The following is a 17,935-nucleotide window of genomic DNA, read 5'->3' as shown; positions in this document are numbered from 1 at the left end:
TCCGCCACAAAAGATGGGGTCCTTAGATCCGCTTTTGCCATGAAGGAAAGGACTCTCCCTGACCTGCTCACGAGGGAGGCTCTGTTGCGCCTTGGGTTAAAACCGCAGGGAGGAGCGTTTCCTTAAAAGCTTGGGCCGGCCAACTTGCAGACGAATTCCTCGAAGCCACAGGTTAGAAAGGATGGGTGGTATTCATGAAACCTGCACGGTGGATCAAAACGCTCAGTCACTCTGGACGGATCTTTCACGTCGTGGATATGGAGGCGTTGGGACGGCAATTTGGTGTTGAGGTCTGGCGCCTTCCGTACGCCATCCGAGTTTTGTTGGAAAACGTGGCGAGAAAATGGGACGAGGTGAGCATCAAAGAGACTGACGTGGAAAATGTCGCCCGCTGGCGCCCTCAGCTCGAAAATACCGTGGAGGTGGCATTTTACCCGTCAAGAGTGCTCATGCAGGACTTCACCGGTGTCCCTGCCGTGGTGGATTTGGCGGCCATGCGCGATGCCATGAAGGCTTTAGGTGGGGATCCTCAGGTCATCGATCCCCTCGTTCCGGTGGACTTGATCATCGACCACTCGGTGCAGGTCGACGCCTATGGCACAGAGCGCGCCCTTCAATGGAACACGGCAAAAGAATATGAAAGAAACAAAGAGCGTTACAGTCTGCTGAAATGGGCGCAGAAGAGTTTCCAGACTCTCAAGGTGGTCCCGCCCCGATCCGGGATCTGCCATCAGGTCAATCTGGAATATCTCTCACGGGTGATTGTTGTGGAAGAGGGGGCGGGCCAAGCCGTTTGGGCCTATCCAGACACTCTCGTGGGGACGGATTCCCACACGACCATGATCAACGGCATTGGGATCTTGGGCTGGGGCGTCGGGGGCATCGAAGCAGAAGCCGTGATGTTGGGAGAGCCTTACTGGATGACGCTTCCAGAGGTGATCGGGGTGCGTTTTGTGGGGCGTCTTCGTCCCGGTGTCACCGCCACCGACTTGGTGCTTCATGTGACGGAGCGGCTTCGGGCGTACAACGTGGTGGAAAAATTCGTGGAATTTTTCGGCCCCGGCGTGCGGCATCTCTCGTTGCCGGATCGAGCCACGGTGGCCAACATGGCTCCGGAATACGGCGCTACCGTCGGTTATTTTCCCATAGATTCCGTGACAGTGGACTACCTCAGGTCCACAGGGAGAAGCAATCAAGCGGTGCTCACCGAGCTGTGCTCCCGGACTCTGCATCTCTTTGCGGACACGGACCGTGAACCGGAATACACGGATGTCATCGAGTTGGATTTGGCTTCCGTGGATCCTTGCCTTGCCGGACCCGCCCGCCCTCAAGACCGTATCCCTCTCTATGAGGCCAAGCGGCGGTTTGCCGATGTGTTGGGATGTCGCTATGAGCCCAACATCCCGAGTGTGCAGGAATCCGTTTTTTTGAACGAATCCGGTTGCCGAACGGAAAAGTTGAAAGCCTGTGCGCCTTTGGGACAGCGCTTTTTCTCCGTGGACATCCACGGGCGATATTCCCAAATCGGAGATGGCAGCGTGGTCCTCGCTGCCATCACATCGTGCACCAACACTTCCAATCCTTCGGTGATGATCGGTGCCGGGCTGTTGGCGAGAAACGCCGTGCGACGGGGATTGACCGTGCCCCCCCATGTGAAAACCTCTCTTGCCCCCGGCAGCGCCGTAGTCCTGGAGTATTTGGTCAACGCTGGTTTTATGCCGTTTTTGGAGGCTCTCGGTTTCCATTGCGTGGGGTTTGGCTGCACCACATGTATCGGAAATAGCGGGCCCTTGCATCCCGCCGTGGAAAAGGTCATCGAGGAAGAAAAACTCAACGTCGCCGCGGTGCTTTCCGGAAACCGGAATTTCGAAGCCCGCATCCACCCCCGCGTGCGCGCCAATTATCTGGCGTCTCCCATGCTGGTGGTGGCTTACGCTCTGGCGGGACGCATCGATGTGGACCTGATGCGGGAGCCCGTCGCTTTGGATCCCAATGGAGAGCCGGTCTATTTGGAGGAGCTGTGGCCTTCGGATGAGGAAATTGCCCATTATGTCGAAAGTTCGGTGAAAGAGGAACTTTTTGAAAAGGTTTACCGTTCGGTGTACGCAGGAGACGAGCTCTGGAGAGAGCTGCACGTTCCCGAGAGCACGACTTACGCGTGGGATCCAAACTCCACCTATATCCGCAAACCCCCATACTTCGACTCCATGCGGGGCGATCCTCCCCTGCCCGGTGACATTCAAGGAGCTCGAGCTTTGCTGGTCCTGGGACACTCCGTGACCACAGACCACATCTCGCCGGCGGGAGCCATCCCCCAAGATTCTCCGGCAGGGCGCTACCTGATGGCTCATGGCGTGAATCCGTCGGATTTCAATTCCTACGGGGCACGGCGTGGAAACCATGAAGTCATGGTTCGTGGAACTTTCGGCAACATCCGACTGAAGAACCGCTTAGCCGGAGGTAAGGAAGGTGGGTGGACGCTCAAACTGCCCGAAAGGACCCTCATGTTCGTGTACGACGCGGCCATGGCGTACGCCGCAGAAAAAACGCCTCTCATTGTGCTGGCCGGGGAGGAATACGGCACCGGTTCTTCCCGGGATTGGGCCGCCAAGGGAACGGCGCTTTTGGGCGTGCGAGCGGTCATTGCCCAATCCTTCGAGCGGATTCATCGCAGTAACCTGGTGGGCATGGGGGTTTTGCCGCTGGTTTTCGAGAAAGGGGAAAGCTACGAATCTTTGGGGTTGGACGGCACCGAACTGTATCATATCGAAGGCATCGACGAGATGAAGCCGCGCAAGCGGTTGCGGGTGACGGCCGTCAGAGCGTCCGGTGAGGCTGTGAGTTTTTCCGTCATCGCGCGACTGGAGACAGAAATCGACGTGGAGTATTACCGGCACGGGGGTATCTTGCCTTACGTCCTGCGCAAAATCCACCTCCGGCACAGGGAGCCTTCGATTCACGGGTGAACAGGGCGATCGGTTTAGTGGGCTGGGGCTATTTTTTGAAAAACAAATACACGGCGAGGGCCACGAGAATCACGGCAAAGATTTTTTTGAAGTGGGCGGTGGAGACATGTTCCACCAAGCGGGCGCCGATTTGCGCGCCCAAAATGCCGCCGATGCCCAAAAGAATCCCGGCCCGGTAATCGACGTTGGCCAGTTTGTTATGGGCCACCAGCGCCGACATGGAAATGACCAGAATGGCCAAAAAGGATGTTCCCACGGCGCGTTGCGCTGAAAATCCCAAGTAGAGGAGCAAAGGAATCATGAGAAAGCCGCCCCCGAGTCCGGTAAAGGCGGCGCCGATGCCCACCAAAATGCCACTGGAAGCTAAGATCCACCACGATGCCGGCATCCATCTTCTCCACGAATTTTGGGCGCAAAGTTTTTCCATTTATGAGACGGCTCAAAGGCGCGGCGCTTCACGCCGTTTTCCCCCTCCAATCCCAATCGACCCCAGCGGCTCTTGTTTTCAACAATGTGGTGCCTGGGGCGGGGATCGAACCCGCACGGGCACAAGGTCCCAAGGGATTTTAAGTCCCTTGTGTCTGCCGATTCCACCACCCAGGCGTAGGCGTTGACGGTATCACAAGGGTGGGGAAACTGACAAGCCTTATGGGGTGAAGCCCGTGTCTCGGGGATGAATCGTGGCCTGCACGCCGCCCAGGCCGGTCGCACCGGAAACCCGCAGATTCTCTTTTTCTGAGAACCCTTTTGGATGCGTGAAAAGCCGTGCGCATGTCATTCTGAGGCGGCTGGACCATCCAACCGTTACTGTGAGATCCACCCCAGGTCGCATCAAACCTCAAAAGCCGCCACATTCCGCGAACCGTGCTGGACCAAGATTGAAACGGAGCAGATTGTGTTATCGCCTTGCCGAAGAGGGCGTTCCCAAGGTTGAAGAAGAGCGATCCCGACTTGGGATCACATGTTGTCTTATGGAGAACGTTGCGAAGCCCGAAAGTTCTCTCTCGTGGTCGGGAGGTCTAGACAATGGGCTGGGGCATGGCGTCGTGGGGCTGGAATGATGCGAGGAGGTTTCAAGTTTTTCCAGTCGAGGGGGGCCTTCAAACTTCCCTCTGTGCCAATGAAGGTGAGTCACCTACCCCTTGTTAAATTTGAGTTGGGCGGGTAGGAGACAGGATCAGATGACATCAGTTCAGAATCGGCAAACGGGGGTAGGAATGGGGGTAACGGAAGGGGCCAGTAGGGCGTCTGGAGTTGCCCTCATGGCGACCAATCTCAACGCACCGGATCCGGAGGTCATGGAAAAAAAACGTCGCCGCAAATTCACGGCTGCTTATAAGTTGCGCATCCTCGAGGAAGCCGATGCCTGCACATTGCCTGGGCAGATCGGCGCCCTTCTCCGCCGGGAAGGCCTTTATTCATCGAATTTGACCACGTGGCGCAGACAACGAGATGAGGGGCAGCTCAAAGCATTGTCTCCCCGAAAACGGGGGCGAAAAGCGAACCCGGACCACCATCTTGCAAAACGTGTAGCCCAATTGGAGCGGGAAAATCAGCGCCTCAGAGACCAGATCAAAAAGGCGCAGACGATCATTGAGGTTCAAAAAAAAATCTCAGACCTCATGGGGATTCCCCAACCCAATCACGAAAGCGACGAGAGCAACTTATGAAAGCGGCGGTCCAATTGCGAACCGAGGTGGGAACCGTCCAGGCCTGTGATGCTTTGGGCATTGCCCGAGCAACCTTCTATCGTAGACTGAAACCCACCAGAGCCCAGGTAAATCGTCCGGCTCCGCCGTTGGCTCTTTCGGATCAGGAGAGGCAAACGGTGATAGACCTACTCCACTGCGAGAGATTTCAGGATGCTGCCCCTCGCCAGATCTTTGCGTGCCTGCTTGATGAGGGGACGTATCATTGCTCGGTGCGCACGATGTATCGCATTCTGAAAGACGAACATGGAAGCGTCAAGGAGCGTCGCCGGCAGGTGCAGCGCCCCGCTTACGAAAAGCCCGAGTTGCTCGCCACCCGCGCCAACGAGGTTTGGTCGTGGGACATTACAAAGTTATTGGGCCCCGTCAAGTGGACCTATTTTTACCTTTACGTGATCATGGACATCTTTAGCCGCTACGTGGTGGGATGGATGGTTGCCCACCGGGAAAGTGCGGCCCTGGCAAAGAGGCTCATTGAGGAGACCTGCAAAAAGCAGGGTATTGTTCACGGCCAACTTACAGTTCATGCGGATCGGGGATCCTCCATGACCTCGAAGTGTGTTGGCCAATTGCTATCGGACTTGGGGGTCACCAAAACCCATAGCCGGCCTCATGTGAGCAATGACAATCCCTATTCGGAAGCCCAGTTCAAGACCCTCAAGTACTGTCCGCAATTTCCAGGACGTTTCGGTTCCACCGAGGATGCCCGCTCCTTTTGCCGGAATTTTTTCAATTGGTACAATCGAGAACATCGCCACTCGGGTCTCGGGCTGGTCACACCGGAGCAGTTCCATTACGGGTTGGCGCCTCAGATCGTGGAGCATCGTCAACAGGTTCTCAAGCAAGCATTCGAGGCCAATCCTAGCCGTTTCAAAGGCAAGATACCCAGGCCTCCAGCATTGCCGACTGCCGCCTGGATCAACAAGCCTTCAAGCGACGCTGTAAGAGTCTAACATTTTACCGGAGGTGTCTCATTTTCATTGACACATTCCGCTTGATGATTTTAGTCGTTTTTTGGTAGTGTCGATCCATATAGAGAGGGATTCTTGCCGGATAGGATGAGCGCGCCAAAGAGACTTCGGGGACAGCGATGAAAAGGAAGACAAATCATACCGGGTTCACCTTGATCGAAGTGGCCCTGATGCTTGCGGTTATTGGGTTGCTTTTGGGTCTCGGCGTGAGTCTCATCGGCCCGATGGTCAAGCGCTCGAAATTTGTGGAAACCCGAGAAACGGTCAAACAGGCTCGTGAGGCTCTTGTGGGATATGCTGTCAAACACGGTTTCTTACCCTATCAAGATGAGGACTACGACGCCGGAAGGCCTGCCGAAGTTTTCACTCACGTTGGATTGAAAGGAACGGATGCTTTCGGTCGGGCACTGCTTTATGTGGTGGCTCCGGAACTGGAATGGGATAATGCGACGCCGGTGGGTGAGAGCGATTGCAGGATCCCTCTCCGAGTGGATCTGTGCACGCTGTCGAAGACGTCCATGACCGTGAACTACGAGGGTCTTGATCGCGACAATGTGGCTTTCATGGTCGTCAGCGCCGGGGAAAATCAAAACCTGCAAACGGGTATGACCATCTACGGTGTGGATTTTCCAAACATCGATGATTTCGATAATGATACAAACCGGCCGGAGCCATACGACGATGTGGTTGAATTTGTTTCCCTGGATGAACTGCGGCGCCTTCGAAACTGCCGCAATCTGGAAGTCCTTACGCCTCGTGCGCTCCCTGTGGCGGAGGAAAAGCAGCCTTATGCGGTGACCCTGGAGGCGCAGGGGGGAGTGCCACCTTACACGTGGGTCCCAGATAATGTGACCATGCCCGGCGGATTACAGCTGAGCCCGTCCGGGACATTGTCGACGGTAAAGCTCGACCCGGGCTGCAATGCCACTCTGAATTTGGCGGCCAAAGTCTGCGATAGCGCAGGTCAGAGTCACCGCTGGTCGGGAACGCTTCCGGTGCGCCTGACGAGTCCACGCATCGCAACTACGGAATTGCCTGTTGGCTACGAGAATCGAGATTATAATGCCCTGATCGTTGCCGATGGGTGTCATCCTCCCTGCACATGGAACCTTTCGGTGGCCCCGAAATGCCCTGAGGGTCTTCTTTGTCGAGATAACAAAATTTCTGGTATTCCTAGTCAGGGATCCTCAGGCGCCTATAAAGTTGAAGCGGAGTTAACAGATCGTTGCCAAATGACCACCGCAAAGACTTTCGGGCTTACCATTCATCCGGCCTATGCCGGCGACAACGGCACGAACGGGGATAACGGCACGGGCGGAAGCTATGAGTTGCGCATTGTAAATCGTGGGACGCCAAAGTCTTATCGCATCGACTACAGATCCTGTGTCAACATGTCCAAGAACTCCCAGCGTTCTGAGTTCATTTCTGAGCGTTCGAGGATTTCCTTTTTCGTTGGCGCCGGATGCCGGGGTGCAGCGATTCTCTCAGTGAGGCCCGCGTCCTGGGACAACAATAGGAATTTTCTGATTCAGGTGGAATGTACTGGAAACGACAATTGTGAAATCTCTGATCGGTGAAGAGAAAGGGTGGCCTGCCGTGCAGAAGAAACCCATCGGGCAGCTGCTGAAGGAAAGGGGCTACTTAAGAGATGAGCAGATCGACTTTGCCTTGAAAGAACAGAAAGCCACGGGCGAAAGGCTCGGGGAAGTCCTGACCCGCCTGGGCATTGTGACTGAATTCGAAATGGCCCAGGTGCTTGCGGATCAGAGCGGATTGCCTTTTTGGGATCCTCGAGGCATGGTTCCCGAAACGCAGGCATTGCGCAAGATTCCTTCCGGATTTGCCCGAGACCGCGGGGCACTCCCCTTTAAACTCGACGACGGGATTCTTCATGTGGCGGTGGGGGATCCCGTCGATCGAGCACTCCACGAGGGGCTGACCACTCTGGTTGGGTCCCGATTCAAGACTTACGTTGGGCCCCGGGCAGAGATCAAGAAAATGGCCGAACGCCATTATCACTTTCTCGAAAATCCCCCGGAACAAGCCTTAGAAAACCTTCAAAGACGTTTGGCGACCAATCCCAACGCCCTTTTCTCCATGGATGATCTGTGGACGGATATCCTGCACTACGCCATCCTGAACCGGGCGACCGACATCCACGTTTCACCCACCGATCGGACGACACGCTTTTTCGTCCGCATCGATGGTTTTTTGGACCTCGCCTTTGTCTTTCCCGGAGCCATTCATCAACGCATGGTGAGTGCGCTGAAGGCACGGGCCGGTATGGACATCGCCGAACAACGCCTTCCTCAAGACGGGCGATGGCGCTTCCAGTTTATGGGAGAAGATTACGACTTACGGTTGTCCACGGTGCGATCCGCCTACGGCGAAAACCTCGTCATTCGAATCCTGCCCGTCCAAGCCGTGGTCCTGCCTTTGGGGTCTTTGGGGTTTAGCCCTGAAGAAGTCCGTACCATGGAAGATCTTTTTCGCAAGCCCCACGGCATGGTGCTTGTCTCCGGCCCCACGGGGAGCGGGAAAACCACCACGCTGTACAGCGCCATGCGCATGCTGGACGTCATTCACATGAACGTGCTGACGGCGGAAGACCCCGTAGAGTATCGCTTCCCGCTGATTCGGCAAACGCAGGTCATGGAAGACATCGGCTACGATTTCCCCGAGGCCGTTCGCCATTTCATGCGGCAAGATCCTGACGTGATTCTTGTGGGGGAGATCCGCGACGAGAAGACGGCGGCCATGGCCGTTCGAGCCGCCATGACGGGTCATTTGCTGCTTTCCACCGTGCATGCCAACGACGCTTTGTCCGTGATCGCTCGGTTGCGGGACTTCATGGTGAGCTCGGATTTGTTGGCCTCGACGCTTCTCGGGGCGACAGCCCAGCGGCTCGTGCGCAAGATTTGTCCTTACTGTGAAACGACTTACGCGCCGGATCCGACCCTCTTGGCCCGTTATGGACTGGAAGTGCATCGGGAATATCGCCGGGGAAGCGGGTGTTCCCTGTGTCGGCATCGAGGGTATCTGGGGCGGACGGCGATCACGGAAATCTTGCTCGTTTCGGAAAGGTGCCGCCAGAAAATCGCCGAAGGGAAATCCATCGGTGAACTGATGGAGGTATTAAAGGAGGAAGGTTTTCACAACATGCGGCGCGCAGCAGCTCGAAAGATCGCTGCCGGTGAGACCACTGTGGAAGAGGCGGAAAGGGTATTAGGCTGATGCCTGTTTTCGTGTACCGAGCCGTCGAGATCACCACGGGACGTTCCCTTGACGATCGCGGGGAATTTCGGGATCTCCGAGACCTGTTTCTCTTCCTCAAGAGTCGAAACTACGTTCTCGTGAGGTACGAAGTACGCCGCGAGGGGGTCCGCCTGTTTTTTCCAAAGTGCGCCGGCTGGAACTCGCCGAATGGTGCCGAAATCTATCCTTTTTACTGACGGCAGGCGTCCCGATTCTGCAGGGGGTGGAAGATCTGCGCCGGAGCACGGACAACGTCCTTTTTCGTGAAGCCCTGCGCGGCGTGATCAGTGCGGTCCAGGAAGGATATTCCTTTGCTGAAAGCCTCAAAAAATATCCCAGGGTTTTCCCGCCGGTGCTGTGCAGCCTGGCGGCCATCGGGGAAGAAACCGGGCGGTTGGATCGCACGCTGGAAGATGCCGCCGCCCATTTCGTCAGGATCGATGACATCGTCTCACAGACCAAAAGGGCTCTCTGGTATCCCGCGTTCATCGTGACCGCCATGGGAATTGCCTTGACCGTGTGGTTCGTCTATGTGTTGCCGAAAGTTTTTGCTCTTTTCAAAGACATGGGAATGGCCCTGCCGCTCCCCACTCGAATTCTCATGAAGGTTGCCGATTTGGCCGTCCGGTACTGGCCCGCCGTGCCCCTAGGCATCGTTTTTTGCGTGGTGTTGTGGCTTATTTCTCGAAAAAATGAAAGACTCGGCGAATTTTTGGAAAAAGGGCTCCTTCGAACGCCCATCGTGGGGCGGGCGTGGCGGTTGTCCATACTGGCGTTCTTTTTCGAATACATGAGTCTTCTTCTGGGATCGGGGCTGGATGTACTGCGAAGCTTGGACTTGCTGGGCCAGAGCGTGCGCAGTCAGAGCCTTCGAAAACTCATCCCCGTTATGGCCACCTCCATTCGCCAGGGATCCTCCTTGGCTGAAGCCGCCGAGTCCGCAGGGTTTTTCAACCTCATGGAACGGCGCATGGTGCGCACCGGAGAAGAAACGGGAAAACTGGTGGACCAGTTGAAGTTATTGGGTGATTATTACTACAAACAATTGATCGCCTTTGTGGAGATGTTGCCGAAAGTGCTGGAACCTTTCCTCCTTGGCGTGGCGGGCGTGATCTTTCTCGGGATCGTATTGGCTTTGCTGGGACCCATTTATGAATTGATCGGGGCCATAGGAAAGATGTGATGAGCGTGACCGATTACTTGCAGTTTTTCGGGTTTGAAGATTACCCGTTTCGATTGACGCCGGACACGCATTATTTTTTTCCTTCTTCAAAGCACAAAGCCATCCTGGAGAGTATTCGTTACGGGCTGACTCGAGGGGAGGGATTCCTGGTGCTGGTGGGGGACCCGGGGATCGGCAAGACCATGCTTCTGCGCATTTTGCTCAAAGATTTGCATGGGGATCGTTACCAGACGGCCGTCGTCATGGCTCCCGCACTGGCACCCAAGGAACTCGTTCAAGCCATTTTGGAGGACGTCAAGATTCCCTTTGACCCCTCGGAGAGCAAAGAAAGGCTTTTGCGCCGGTTTCAGGATCACCTCCTTCAATGGGCGGATCAAGGCGGGCATTTCGTGCTGGTGGTGGACGAGGCCCAAAACCTTCCCTTGGAAAGCCTTGAAGAAATCCGTCTTCTGTCCAACCTGGAAACGGAAGACAAGAAACTCATTCAGATTCTTCTCGTGGGCCAATTGTCTCTGGAAGAAAAGCTCCGAAGACCCGAACTGTGCCAGCTCATGCAGAGGATCAGCTTATGGGAACGCCTCGAGCCCTTGTCCCCCCAAGAAGTGACGTGGTATGCCCAGTTTCGCATGACACGGGCCGGAGGTGCTGCCATTCCTTTTGAAAAAGGTGCGGAAGAGATCTTATGTGAAGCCAGCCGCAATGTACCTAGGGTGATCAATAAAATCATGGACCGGGCCCTCCTGGTGGCGGCTTCCCGGTGGGAACGCCACATCAGTGTGCCGGCGCTCAAGGAAGCTCTCAAGACGCTTGAACCGACCCTGGAAGGGCCATTGCCGAGGCCACGGCGCCGTTGGGCTTTTGCGGCGGCCGTGGGTTTGGGTGTGGTGGTCGTGTGTGGTGTGCTTGCCGGCTTGTGGTGGATGGGCTGGAGGCTTCCCTGATGCGCACGGTGGTGGTGCGTTTTCCAGAAAAGGGCGGAGCTTTTCAGACAGCCACCGTGATTCGGCGCGGCAATCGGTTTGTCAGCGTCATGGAAGAACCTTTGGAAAAGCCTCGCCTCGCGGGAAAACCCACTGTGATGATTCTGGACACAGGGGCCTTTCATTTTTTTCAGGATCAGATTTTCGCCAGCGCTCCTGAGGTCATGGCCCTGCAGATTCAAGAAAAGGTCGAGCGCAGCGGACTTTTTGCAAAGGTCCCGTCGGTTTTCTATCGAGTGGAGGGGCAAGAGGGTATCCAGATGCAGGTGGCCGTCGCCGCCGCGGACACTTCCCTTATGGAAATACGTTTGGAAGAACTGTGGCGCTTGGGGGCGCGCGTTCAAAGGGTAGTGCACCCGGCTTTGGCGGTGGCTTATCTGGTGGCGCAGTGCAGCCATGAGAAAGCCCTGACCGTGTGGATCGAGGAACACGGTTTTTATCTTCAGGTCACCGCAGGGGGGCGCGTCCAGGCCGTGCGGTATGTGCCGTTTGATGACATGACTGGCCCATCCGAGGCGCTGGTGCGGCAGGAAGTGAAATTCACCCAAGAGCAGTTCCAAAGATTGGAAGGGACGGGGTTTGAGATCCTTCGATCCTGTGGCCCGCTGCGGCACCTGCTCCCCGAGGGGGATGTGCCGTGGCCGGAGGAATTCATCCCAGCGTCCTTGCATGAGGCGGCGTCCACGCATCCCGAGTGGTTTGGAGCCGTGGTCGTGCCACCGGCCTTCAACATGCTCCCGGAATCCATTCGGGTTTGGACTCGCCATATTCCGTGGGCGATGAGGGTTGCGGTGGTGCTCCTGGTTTTTGCCTTGGCGCAGCTGGCATTGTGGGGCTATGTACGCTTTCGCGCCCAGAGCTTGGAAAAAGAAGTCCAGACGCAGATGGTGGCCATCGCTTCCAAGGCCGACGCCATGCAAAAAGCCATTCCTTGGGACCGCCTGACCCGGCTGGAAGAATACCGAAAGGCTCTGGAAGAGTTTCAAAAACAGCCGCGCCTGGATGAATGGATCGTTTGGCTGAATGAAACGGTGCCGAAGCCTTTTCGTGTCAACCACTGCCGCGTGTCTTCAGATGGTGAAAGTCCGCCACGCCCAAGCCCGACGGCGGCTCGAGCCGCTCGACGTCGAGGTGGAGATTCCGGGGCGGGCCAGGCGTCTGGGGGGTGGACGCTATCCCTGGAACTGAAAGGCACAGTAGGGTTTCAAGAAGCGCATCAGGCGTTCGGTGCCTTCCTTGCCGCACTCAAAGACCGCCAAGCGGTGCGGGCGAGCCGATTTCATTACGACGAAAAGACGGGACAGGCGGTGTTTTCCTTTGAAGTCGCGCTGTGAAGGGATCAAAGGTGGCGGCGCCGACGGCGACGATGCCGCAGTGCCGCGGGGATGGGCATGAAAACTACTGCTTTTTTTAAAAACTGCCTCCCGGCATGGATTCTTCTCTGGGGAACGACGCTGGTTTTCGCCATTTCCTCATGGCTCGTGGTTCACGAATGGAGGCATCTTCGAGCCGTGCGCGACCGGGGCAGCGCCGTCCAGCAAGAGCAGCTCAAACTCCATCGGCTGGAAGCCTATGCCGCATCGTTGAAAAACTACGAGGCCGCCCTCCGCCGCCTTGGGGAACCGCGGGAAGCGGTCCACAAGGAGGAAATCACCTTGGAACCGTTCGGCGCTTTTGTGGAAAAACTCTCCAAGATTTATACGGATCAGGGGCTCTTTTTCCTGGAATCGTTTGAACTGAAAACCTGCGACGAAAAAGAGAAACAAGAGAAGTCATCCTCCCCGTGTCGACCGTACGCTGAAGTCCGAGGAAGAAAGGTCTATTTCCAGCCATGAAACTGGCCCACAAGTATAAGCCATGGATTTTTCTCTGGCTGCCTTGGGTGGGGGCTGTGGTGGCCCTTGGATTTCTCGTCCTGCAAGAGCCTCAGGGGAAGCGGGAGGCGCCGTTACGGCTGGTGAGTCGAGAACCGGGTATCGATCCGGCTTTTCTGCAGACCGCTCTTCCCCAAAGAAAAGTATGGACCCTTGGATCCGCGGAAGCCTTTTTGGGACGGGCTCCAATGACGGTCGACGTCCCGGCGGTGCTGGAAGAGCCGAAGGAACCTTCGGCACCCGGGTTCGCCGTGAGGGTTACCGGAGTGTTTCTCGGCGGACGCGTTCGCGTGAGTGTGATTAACGGTGTGCCGTACGCGGAGGGGAGCATCGTGCCCGAGGCCGGCCTGGTGGAGAGAGTGCACAAAGGGGGAGTGACGATTGTTGCGGACAACGGAAAAAGAATCTTTGTGGGCGTGGGCAAGGAAGTGGATCTTTAAATATTTTGTGGTGGCCTTGGCCTTGTGTGCGGGCTGCGCCACCACGGACACGGACAAGAAAAGCAGCCCACATCGCCCCGTGGCCGTTCCTTCGGGAAGCTCCTTAAGGCGCGATGCCGGCCTTTCTGTGGAACCCATTTTCAAGGACGTTTCCCCTCTTGACGCCCGCAAAGTGACCTTGTCCTTTGTGCAGGAGGATTTTCACACGGTATTTTTTGTGCTGGCGCAGGAAGCTGGACTGAACTTGGTGGTGGACAAAGAGGTGGACGAGATCGTTTCGCCGGAAGGACGTCTGGTGACCATGAGCTTCCAACAGGTGAGTCTACGGCGGGCCCTAGACGCCCTGTCGGAGATGGTGGGCGTGACCTACCGAGTGGATAAGGGGGTTCTTCGACTGCAGGCGTTTGAAGAAAAAATCTTTAACATGAGCTTCATCCTTACGGCACGAAGCTCGCGCTATTCCTTGGGGGGTGACGTGCTCGGCGGGTCCGGGGGCGGTGGTGGAGCGGGGGGTACGGGAAGCGAAGAAATTTTCACCAGCCCCCTTAAGGGGCTTCTGGAACTGGATGGGGAAACCGCCAAGGAAGACGGCGACCTCTACGCCTTCTTGGAAAAGGCGCTCAAAGAAAGCCTGTTGTCGCCCAGAGGCCGTTATGCCTTGGACCGATTCACGGGAACACTGCTGATTCGGGATCTTCCCGCACACGTGCGCCGGGTGGAGAACCTTATCGAGAGCCTGAAAAAACGCTACGACAGTCAGGTGACCATTGAAGCCCGTATCGTGGAAGTGGAGCTTTCCAAGTCCCACGAATTCGGTGTGGAATGGCAGGTCGTTCTTCAAGAAGGGTTGGGCGGTCCGAACTGGAGAGGGGTTTCCCGGTACATGTATGGTCCGGAGACGACGGATCAGGCGTTTGTGATGCAGCTCTCCGCGGGCAATTACCTCGATGCCATTCTTCGCACCATTGAAACTTATGGGACCGTCAATGTGATTTCCAATCCCAAAATCCGCGTGATGCATGGGCAGCCTGCCGTGATTACGGTTGGAACGTCCATTGCCTACATCAAGTCCATTTCGCGTTATGAAAATAGCTACGGGGACCGCACCACCGTTTCGACCACTGTGGAGCCGTCGTCCGTGTTCGATGGGCTGACCTTCGGCGTGACACCCTACGTGCAGCCTGATGGAGACGTCGTGCTCAGCATCGTTCCCATCAAAAGCGATGTGGTGGCCTTGGCGGAAAGACAGGTGGAAAACAACACGGTGACCCTGCCCACGGTCAATCTGCGCACCAGCACCACTGTGGTTAAGGTTCGGCCCGATGACGTGGTCATCCTCGGGGGCATCCTTCTGGACCGAACCAAGGACGGACGATCCCAAGTGCCGGTGTTGGGGTCTTTGCCCGTGGTGGGCCCCCTTTTCGGCACCCAGAAAAGGGAGTCGAAGAAAGTGGAAATGATCATTTTTCTGGAAGCGCGGCTGATGTAATGAGCGAGCTTTACGAACATCTCAAGAGACTGGAGGAAAAAGAGCAACGCCATCGAAAGGACGGTGCTCCACTTTTGGTGCCCGTATCGCACCCGTCAAAGGCCGTCCACCGAAAACGATCGCGACTCAAGATGTGTGGCATCCCCGCAACCCTCGTCCTCTTGGGGGTGCTTGGCATTTGGGTTGTGACAACGGTGATAACGGCACCCCAAGACAATCGAACTGCGGGTCTCACCAGGCTCTTCCTCTCGAAGGAACCCGTTCAGCCCGATCCGGCACCGCCCATGGGAATACCCGCGCAGAAATCCCCGGCACTCGTGGAAGAAAACGAAAGTGTCACCCCGACGCCGGCGGGGCTGGACGGTGGCATCGCTCATCCTCAACGGGAAATTGGGGCAGAAGCAGGCCAGATTATCGGCATGCCGACGGAAATGGCGACGTCCGATGGGGCACCCGAAACGACGACGGGGGATAACAGCACGTCTTCCGTGTTGAGCAAGGAGCGAGAGGCGTCAAAACCAGCGGAAGATTTGGCCCGGAAACCGGAGACGAAGGCTCAGGCTATAGAGATTCCTTCTGCAAAACCCACTGAGCGCCCCCCTACGCGACCAAATTCCAAGCCGCAGAAATCGGTGACGGAAAAAAAGCCGTCGATGGAATGGCCGCGGCAGGTCTTGGTGATTGCCGAAGAGGCGCGGCGGGGTGGGGACTTGGCCGAGGCCGAGCGGGGCTATCGAGAATATCTGGCGACAGATGAGGATCCCTGGGTCATGAATAACCTGGGAGGGATCCTTATGAAGCAAAACCGATGGGTTGAAGCCGAAGAGATTCTCGGTCGAGCCTATGAAAAGAGACAAGCCCCCGAAATTGCCGCCAATTTGTGCCTGTGCCTGTGGCATCGGGGCAAAAGGGATGCCGCCTGCGCGGTGGCCTCTTCCATCAGAGACGTACCTGAGGCATCCCATGGGCTTGCGATCCTTGGCAGCCTTTTGCGAGAATGTTCTTCCTCGCCGTAAGATCGCTGGCTCATTTCGCAAAATCCCACCGTGATGGAAGATTTTTTTTGAGCTCGGCGGAGGAACTGCCGACAATGACCATGGAGAGGTACTTTTTGAGGCTCAGACGATTCTAAGTGTTTTGAATGCGGAGGGTGTTGGCCGTGCTTGCCGAGATGGGCGCCATGGGGGCGCGGCTGAGAACAAGTGGCGCAACCGACCTCCTCAGGGTTACTTCACGTTCACTCAAGCAAAGGAGGAAAAAATGAAGTCTAAGGCGAGGGATCAAAGAGGTTTCACGTTGGTTGAACTGGCGATCGTGCTGGTGATCATCGGCATTATTCTGGGAGCCGTCCTCAAAGGCCAGGAGCTCATCAATAATGCCAAGATCAAAAGAGCCTACAACCAATATCGGGAAGTCCTCGCAGCCATCTACACCTATTACGACCGTTATGGGAAATACCCCGGGGACGACCCCAACGCCTCAACCCGGTGGAATACAGCCACCCCTGTCCCGACTAGTGGAAATAACGACGGCTTAATCGGTGGTTTCACTTTTGGATGTTCGACTCAAACGACGGAAACATGCCAGGCTTGGTATCATATGCGTTTGGCAAACCTCCTTGTCGGCTCTGGGGCTCAAGCACCGTCCAACATCTACGGGGGAACAATGGGCATTGGTTATGTTGGGGTCCAAGGTCTGACAACGCACTGGATCGGTATGGACAATGTTCCGGGTGATGTCTGTCAGGTTTTGGATGAACAGTACGATGATGGGGCCTACAATACCGGCAGTATTCGCGGCTTTGGAAATTACAACTCCAATCCGAACACCATTTACGATCTTTATTTTAAACTGTAAGCTTGCCGACGGAAGAGCAGCGTTACGCCTGCTCTTCCTCCGCTTTTCCTTCCTAGAGTTCTTCACGGGGACGGCTCCCCCAAGAAGCCCACGAGGCTGCGCACAAGCTGGGCCATAAAAGCAAAATCCAGGGTTTCCATGGTGTCGTGCACCGTATGATAATACGGGTTCCGATAGAAAGCGGAATCCGTCACCATGACGGCGGGATATCCGGCATCCCAGAACGGCGCGTGATCACTGAGGCGTACCGAGGGAATGCACCACCCATTTAAGGGCACCGTTAGGGTCACCACGGGAAGCGCTGGGTTTTTCTTGAAGGATCGTTCCATGGAGCGAACCAGGGACCGGGATGTGAAGTTCCCCACAATGCCGATGAAATCCCCCGTCGACGGATAATTCATAAAACCGAGCGGAAAAGGATAACTCTGACACCCAGGTTCCCGACACGTGTACCCCACCATTTCCAGGCAGATCATCCCATCAATGCGTTCCTTCGCCTTTTTGGCGTGGCGGGCGCGCACGCGGCTCCCCATGAACCGCGTCCCGTAAGCCGGGGGTTCCTCGAGGGCGAAGGCAACGAATTGGATGGACACAGGAGATGCCCCGCCCCGTGGCATGGCTTGGACGAGGCGAGCCGTTTCGAGAAGGACGGCCACCGCACTGGCATTGTCATCGGCACCCACCGTACCCGCCAAGGAATCGTAGTGGGCTCCGATCACATAGCGGCGTCGAGGGTTTTCAGGCCCTGTTTCGGCTACGATGTTGGCAACAGGGATTTTTTGGTAAGTGTAGGATTCTTCACGAACGCAAAGACCCGCGTCGCGGAGAGTCTCCGCAATGTAGCGCGCGGCTCGGGCAAGACCTGATGGTTTCCGTATGCTGCGTTCCCCGATGTTCACCGTGAGCACCTTGACGTGGTGCCGCAGCCTGGCTTCCACCGTCAATGTGTCGGAAGACGCATGATCCGTGGATGCGTAAGACATGGCAACGCCCGCCGTCTCCCACAGAAGGATGACAAGTATGCCGAACCGAGCTACTCGCTCTGCCGCACTGGATCTCAAAAAACCCTTGGCCTTGCGGGAACACATCACCGGTCGACTCCTCGTTTGTCTATAACGTGAAAGGTTTCGCGGCGGCAATGGGCTCGCCGGATCCATCCCCGGCAAATCTTGCGCTGTCAGGATCTGGTTGCCAGAGAGGCGCTCCGAGAA

General features: G+C 56.4%; 15 protein-coding genes and 1 tRNA gene. 13 read left to right on the top strand and 3 right to left on the bottom strand.

The features are described 5' to 3' along the window. Positions 1-194 precede the first annotated feature (194 nt). A complete protein-coding gene (acnA, locus tag ACZ5K9_RS03485) occupies positions 195-2,966 on the top strand; it encodes an aconitate hydratase AcnA (RefSeq protein ID WP_464273031.1) in 2,772 nt (923 codons plus the stop codon). Between the two features lie 28 nt (positions 2,967-2,994). Here the strand turns inward: acnA and ACZ5K9_RS03480 are convergent, their stop codons facing one another. After that, positions 2,995-3,354, bottom strand: a complete 360-nt coding sequence (locus tag ACZ5K9_RS03480) for a sulfite exporter TauE/SafE family protein (protein WP_464273030.1) — start codon at positions 3,352-3,354, stop codon at positions 2,995-2,997. Positions 3,355-3,480: 126 nt separating this feature from the next. Beyond that, positions 3,481-3,569, bottom strand: a tRNA-Leu gene (locus ACZ5K9_RS03475). Between the two features lie 659 nt (positions 3,570-4,228). Here ACZ5K9_RS03475 and ACZ5K9_RS03470 point away from each other — a divergent pair. The 12 genes from ACZ5K9_RS03470 (at position 4,229) to ACZ5K9_RS03415 (ending at position 16,724) form a co-directional block, all read left to right on the top strand. Continuing rightward, a protein-coding gene (locus ACZ5K9_RS03470; protein WP_464271224.1) for an IS3 family transposase occupies positions 4,229-5,628 on the top strand; the annotation gives its coding sequence in 2 pieces (ribosomal slippage) (positions 4,229-4,580 and positions 4,580-5,628; 1,401 coding nt in all). A gap of 137 nt (positions 5,629-5,765) precedes the next feature. Continuing rightward, complete coding sequence (locus ACZ5K9_RS03465; RefSeq protein ID WP_464273029.1) at positions 5,766-7,223, top strand: type II secretion system protein; 1,458 nt, start codon at positions 5,766-5,768, stop codon at positions 7,221-7,223. Positions 7,224-7,242: 19 nt separating this feature from the next. Then, on the top strand, positions 7,243-8,880 hold the full coding sequence (locus ACZ5K9_RS03460; protein WP_464273028.1) for a GspE/PulE family protein: 1,638 nt from the start codon (positions 7,243-7,245) through the stop codon (positions 8,878-8,880). Then, positions 8,880-9,098 carry a hypothetical protein gene (locus ACZ5K9_RS03455; RefSeq protein WP_464273027.1) on the top strand — a complete coding sequence of 73 codons (219 nt, stop codon included), beginning with the start codon at positions 8,880-8,882 and terminating at the stop codon, positions 9,096-9,098. The genes ACZ5K9_RS03460 and ACZ5K9_RS03455 overlap by 1 nt, the downstream gene beginning before the upstream one ends. A 26-nt stretch (positions 9,099-9,124) precedes the next feature. Then, positions 9,125-10,084 carry a type II secretion system F family protein gene (locus tag ACZ5K9_RS03450; RefSeq protein WP_464273026.1) on the top strand — a complete coding sequence of 320 codons (960 nt, stop codon included), beginning with the start codon at positions 9,125-9,127 and terminating at the stop codon, positions 10,082-10,084. Further along, positions 10,084-11,025, top strand: a complete 942-nt coding sequence (locus ACZ5K9_RS03445; protein WP_464273025.1) for an ExeA family protein — start codon at positions 10,084-10,086, stop codon at positions 11,023-11,025. The genes ACZ5K9_RS03450 and ACZ5K9_RS03445 overlap by 1 nt, the downstream gene beginning before the upstream one ends. After that, entirely contained in the window at positions 10,977-12,398 is a 1,422-nt protein-coding gene (locus ACZ5K9_RS03440; protein WP_464273024.1) for a hypothetical protein, read from the top strand. Before ACZ5K9_RS03445 ends, ACZ5K9_RS03440 begins: the two co-directional genes overlap by 49 nt. A gap of 57 nt (positions 12,399-12,455) precedes the next feature. Further along, positions 12,456-12,899 carry a hypothetical protein gene (locus ACZ5K9_RS03435; RefSeq protein WP_464273023.1) on the top strand — a complete coding sequence of 148 codons (444 nt, stop codon included), beginning with the start codon at positions 12,456-12,458 and terminating at the stop codon, positions 12,897-12,899. Beyond that, entirely contained in the window at positions 12,896-13,378 is a 483-nt protein-coding gene (locus tag ACZ5K9_RS03430; RefSeq protein WP_464273022.1) for a hypothetical protein, read from the top strand. The genes ACZ5K9_RS03435 and ACZ5K9_RS03430 overlap by 4 nt, the downstream gene beginning before the upstream one ends. Then, entirely contained in the window at positions 13,320-14,867 is a 1,548-nt protein-coding gene (locus tag ACZ5K9_RS03425; protein ID WP_464273021.1) for a type II secretion system protein GspD, read from the top strand. Before ACZ5K9_RS03430 ends, ACZ5K9_RS03425 begins: the two co-directional genes overlap by 59 nt. Next, positions 14,867-15,883: a tetratricopeptide repeat protein gene (locus tag ACZ5K9_RS03420; RefSeq protein ID WP_464273020.1), complete on the top strand. Its 1,017-nt coding sequence runs from the start codon at positions 14,867-14,869 to the stop codon at positions 15,881-15,883. The genes ACZ5K9_RS03425 and ACZ5K9_RS03420 overlap by 1 nt, the downstream gene beginning before the upstream one ends. A gap of 244 nt (positions 15,884-16,127) precedes the next feature. Continuing rightward, the gene (locus ACZ5K9_RS03415) at positions 16,128-16,724 is read left to right on the top strand and encodes a type II secretion system protein (RefSeq protein ID WP_464273019.1); all 597 of its coding nucleotides are present in this window, start codon (positions 16,128-16,130) and stop codon (positions 16,722-16,724) included. A gap of 62 nt (positions 16,725-16,786) precedes the next feature. Here ACZ5K9_RS03415 and ACZ5K9_RS03410 read toward each other — a convergent pair whose 3' ends face one another. Next, entirely contained in the window at positions 16,787-17,812 is a 1,026-nt protein-coding gene (locus ACZ5K9_RS03410; protein WP_464273018.1) for a M28 family peptidase, read from the bottom strand. Positions 17,813-17,935 lie beyond the last annotated feature (123 nt).

Source organism: Desulfosoma profundi (assembly GCF_055387865.1).
Note: the sequence above shows the minus strand (reverse complement) of the source record. Positions and strands in the feature narration are given on the sequence as shown.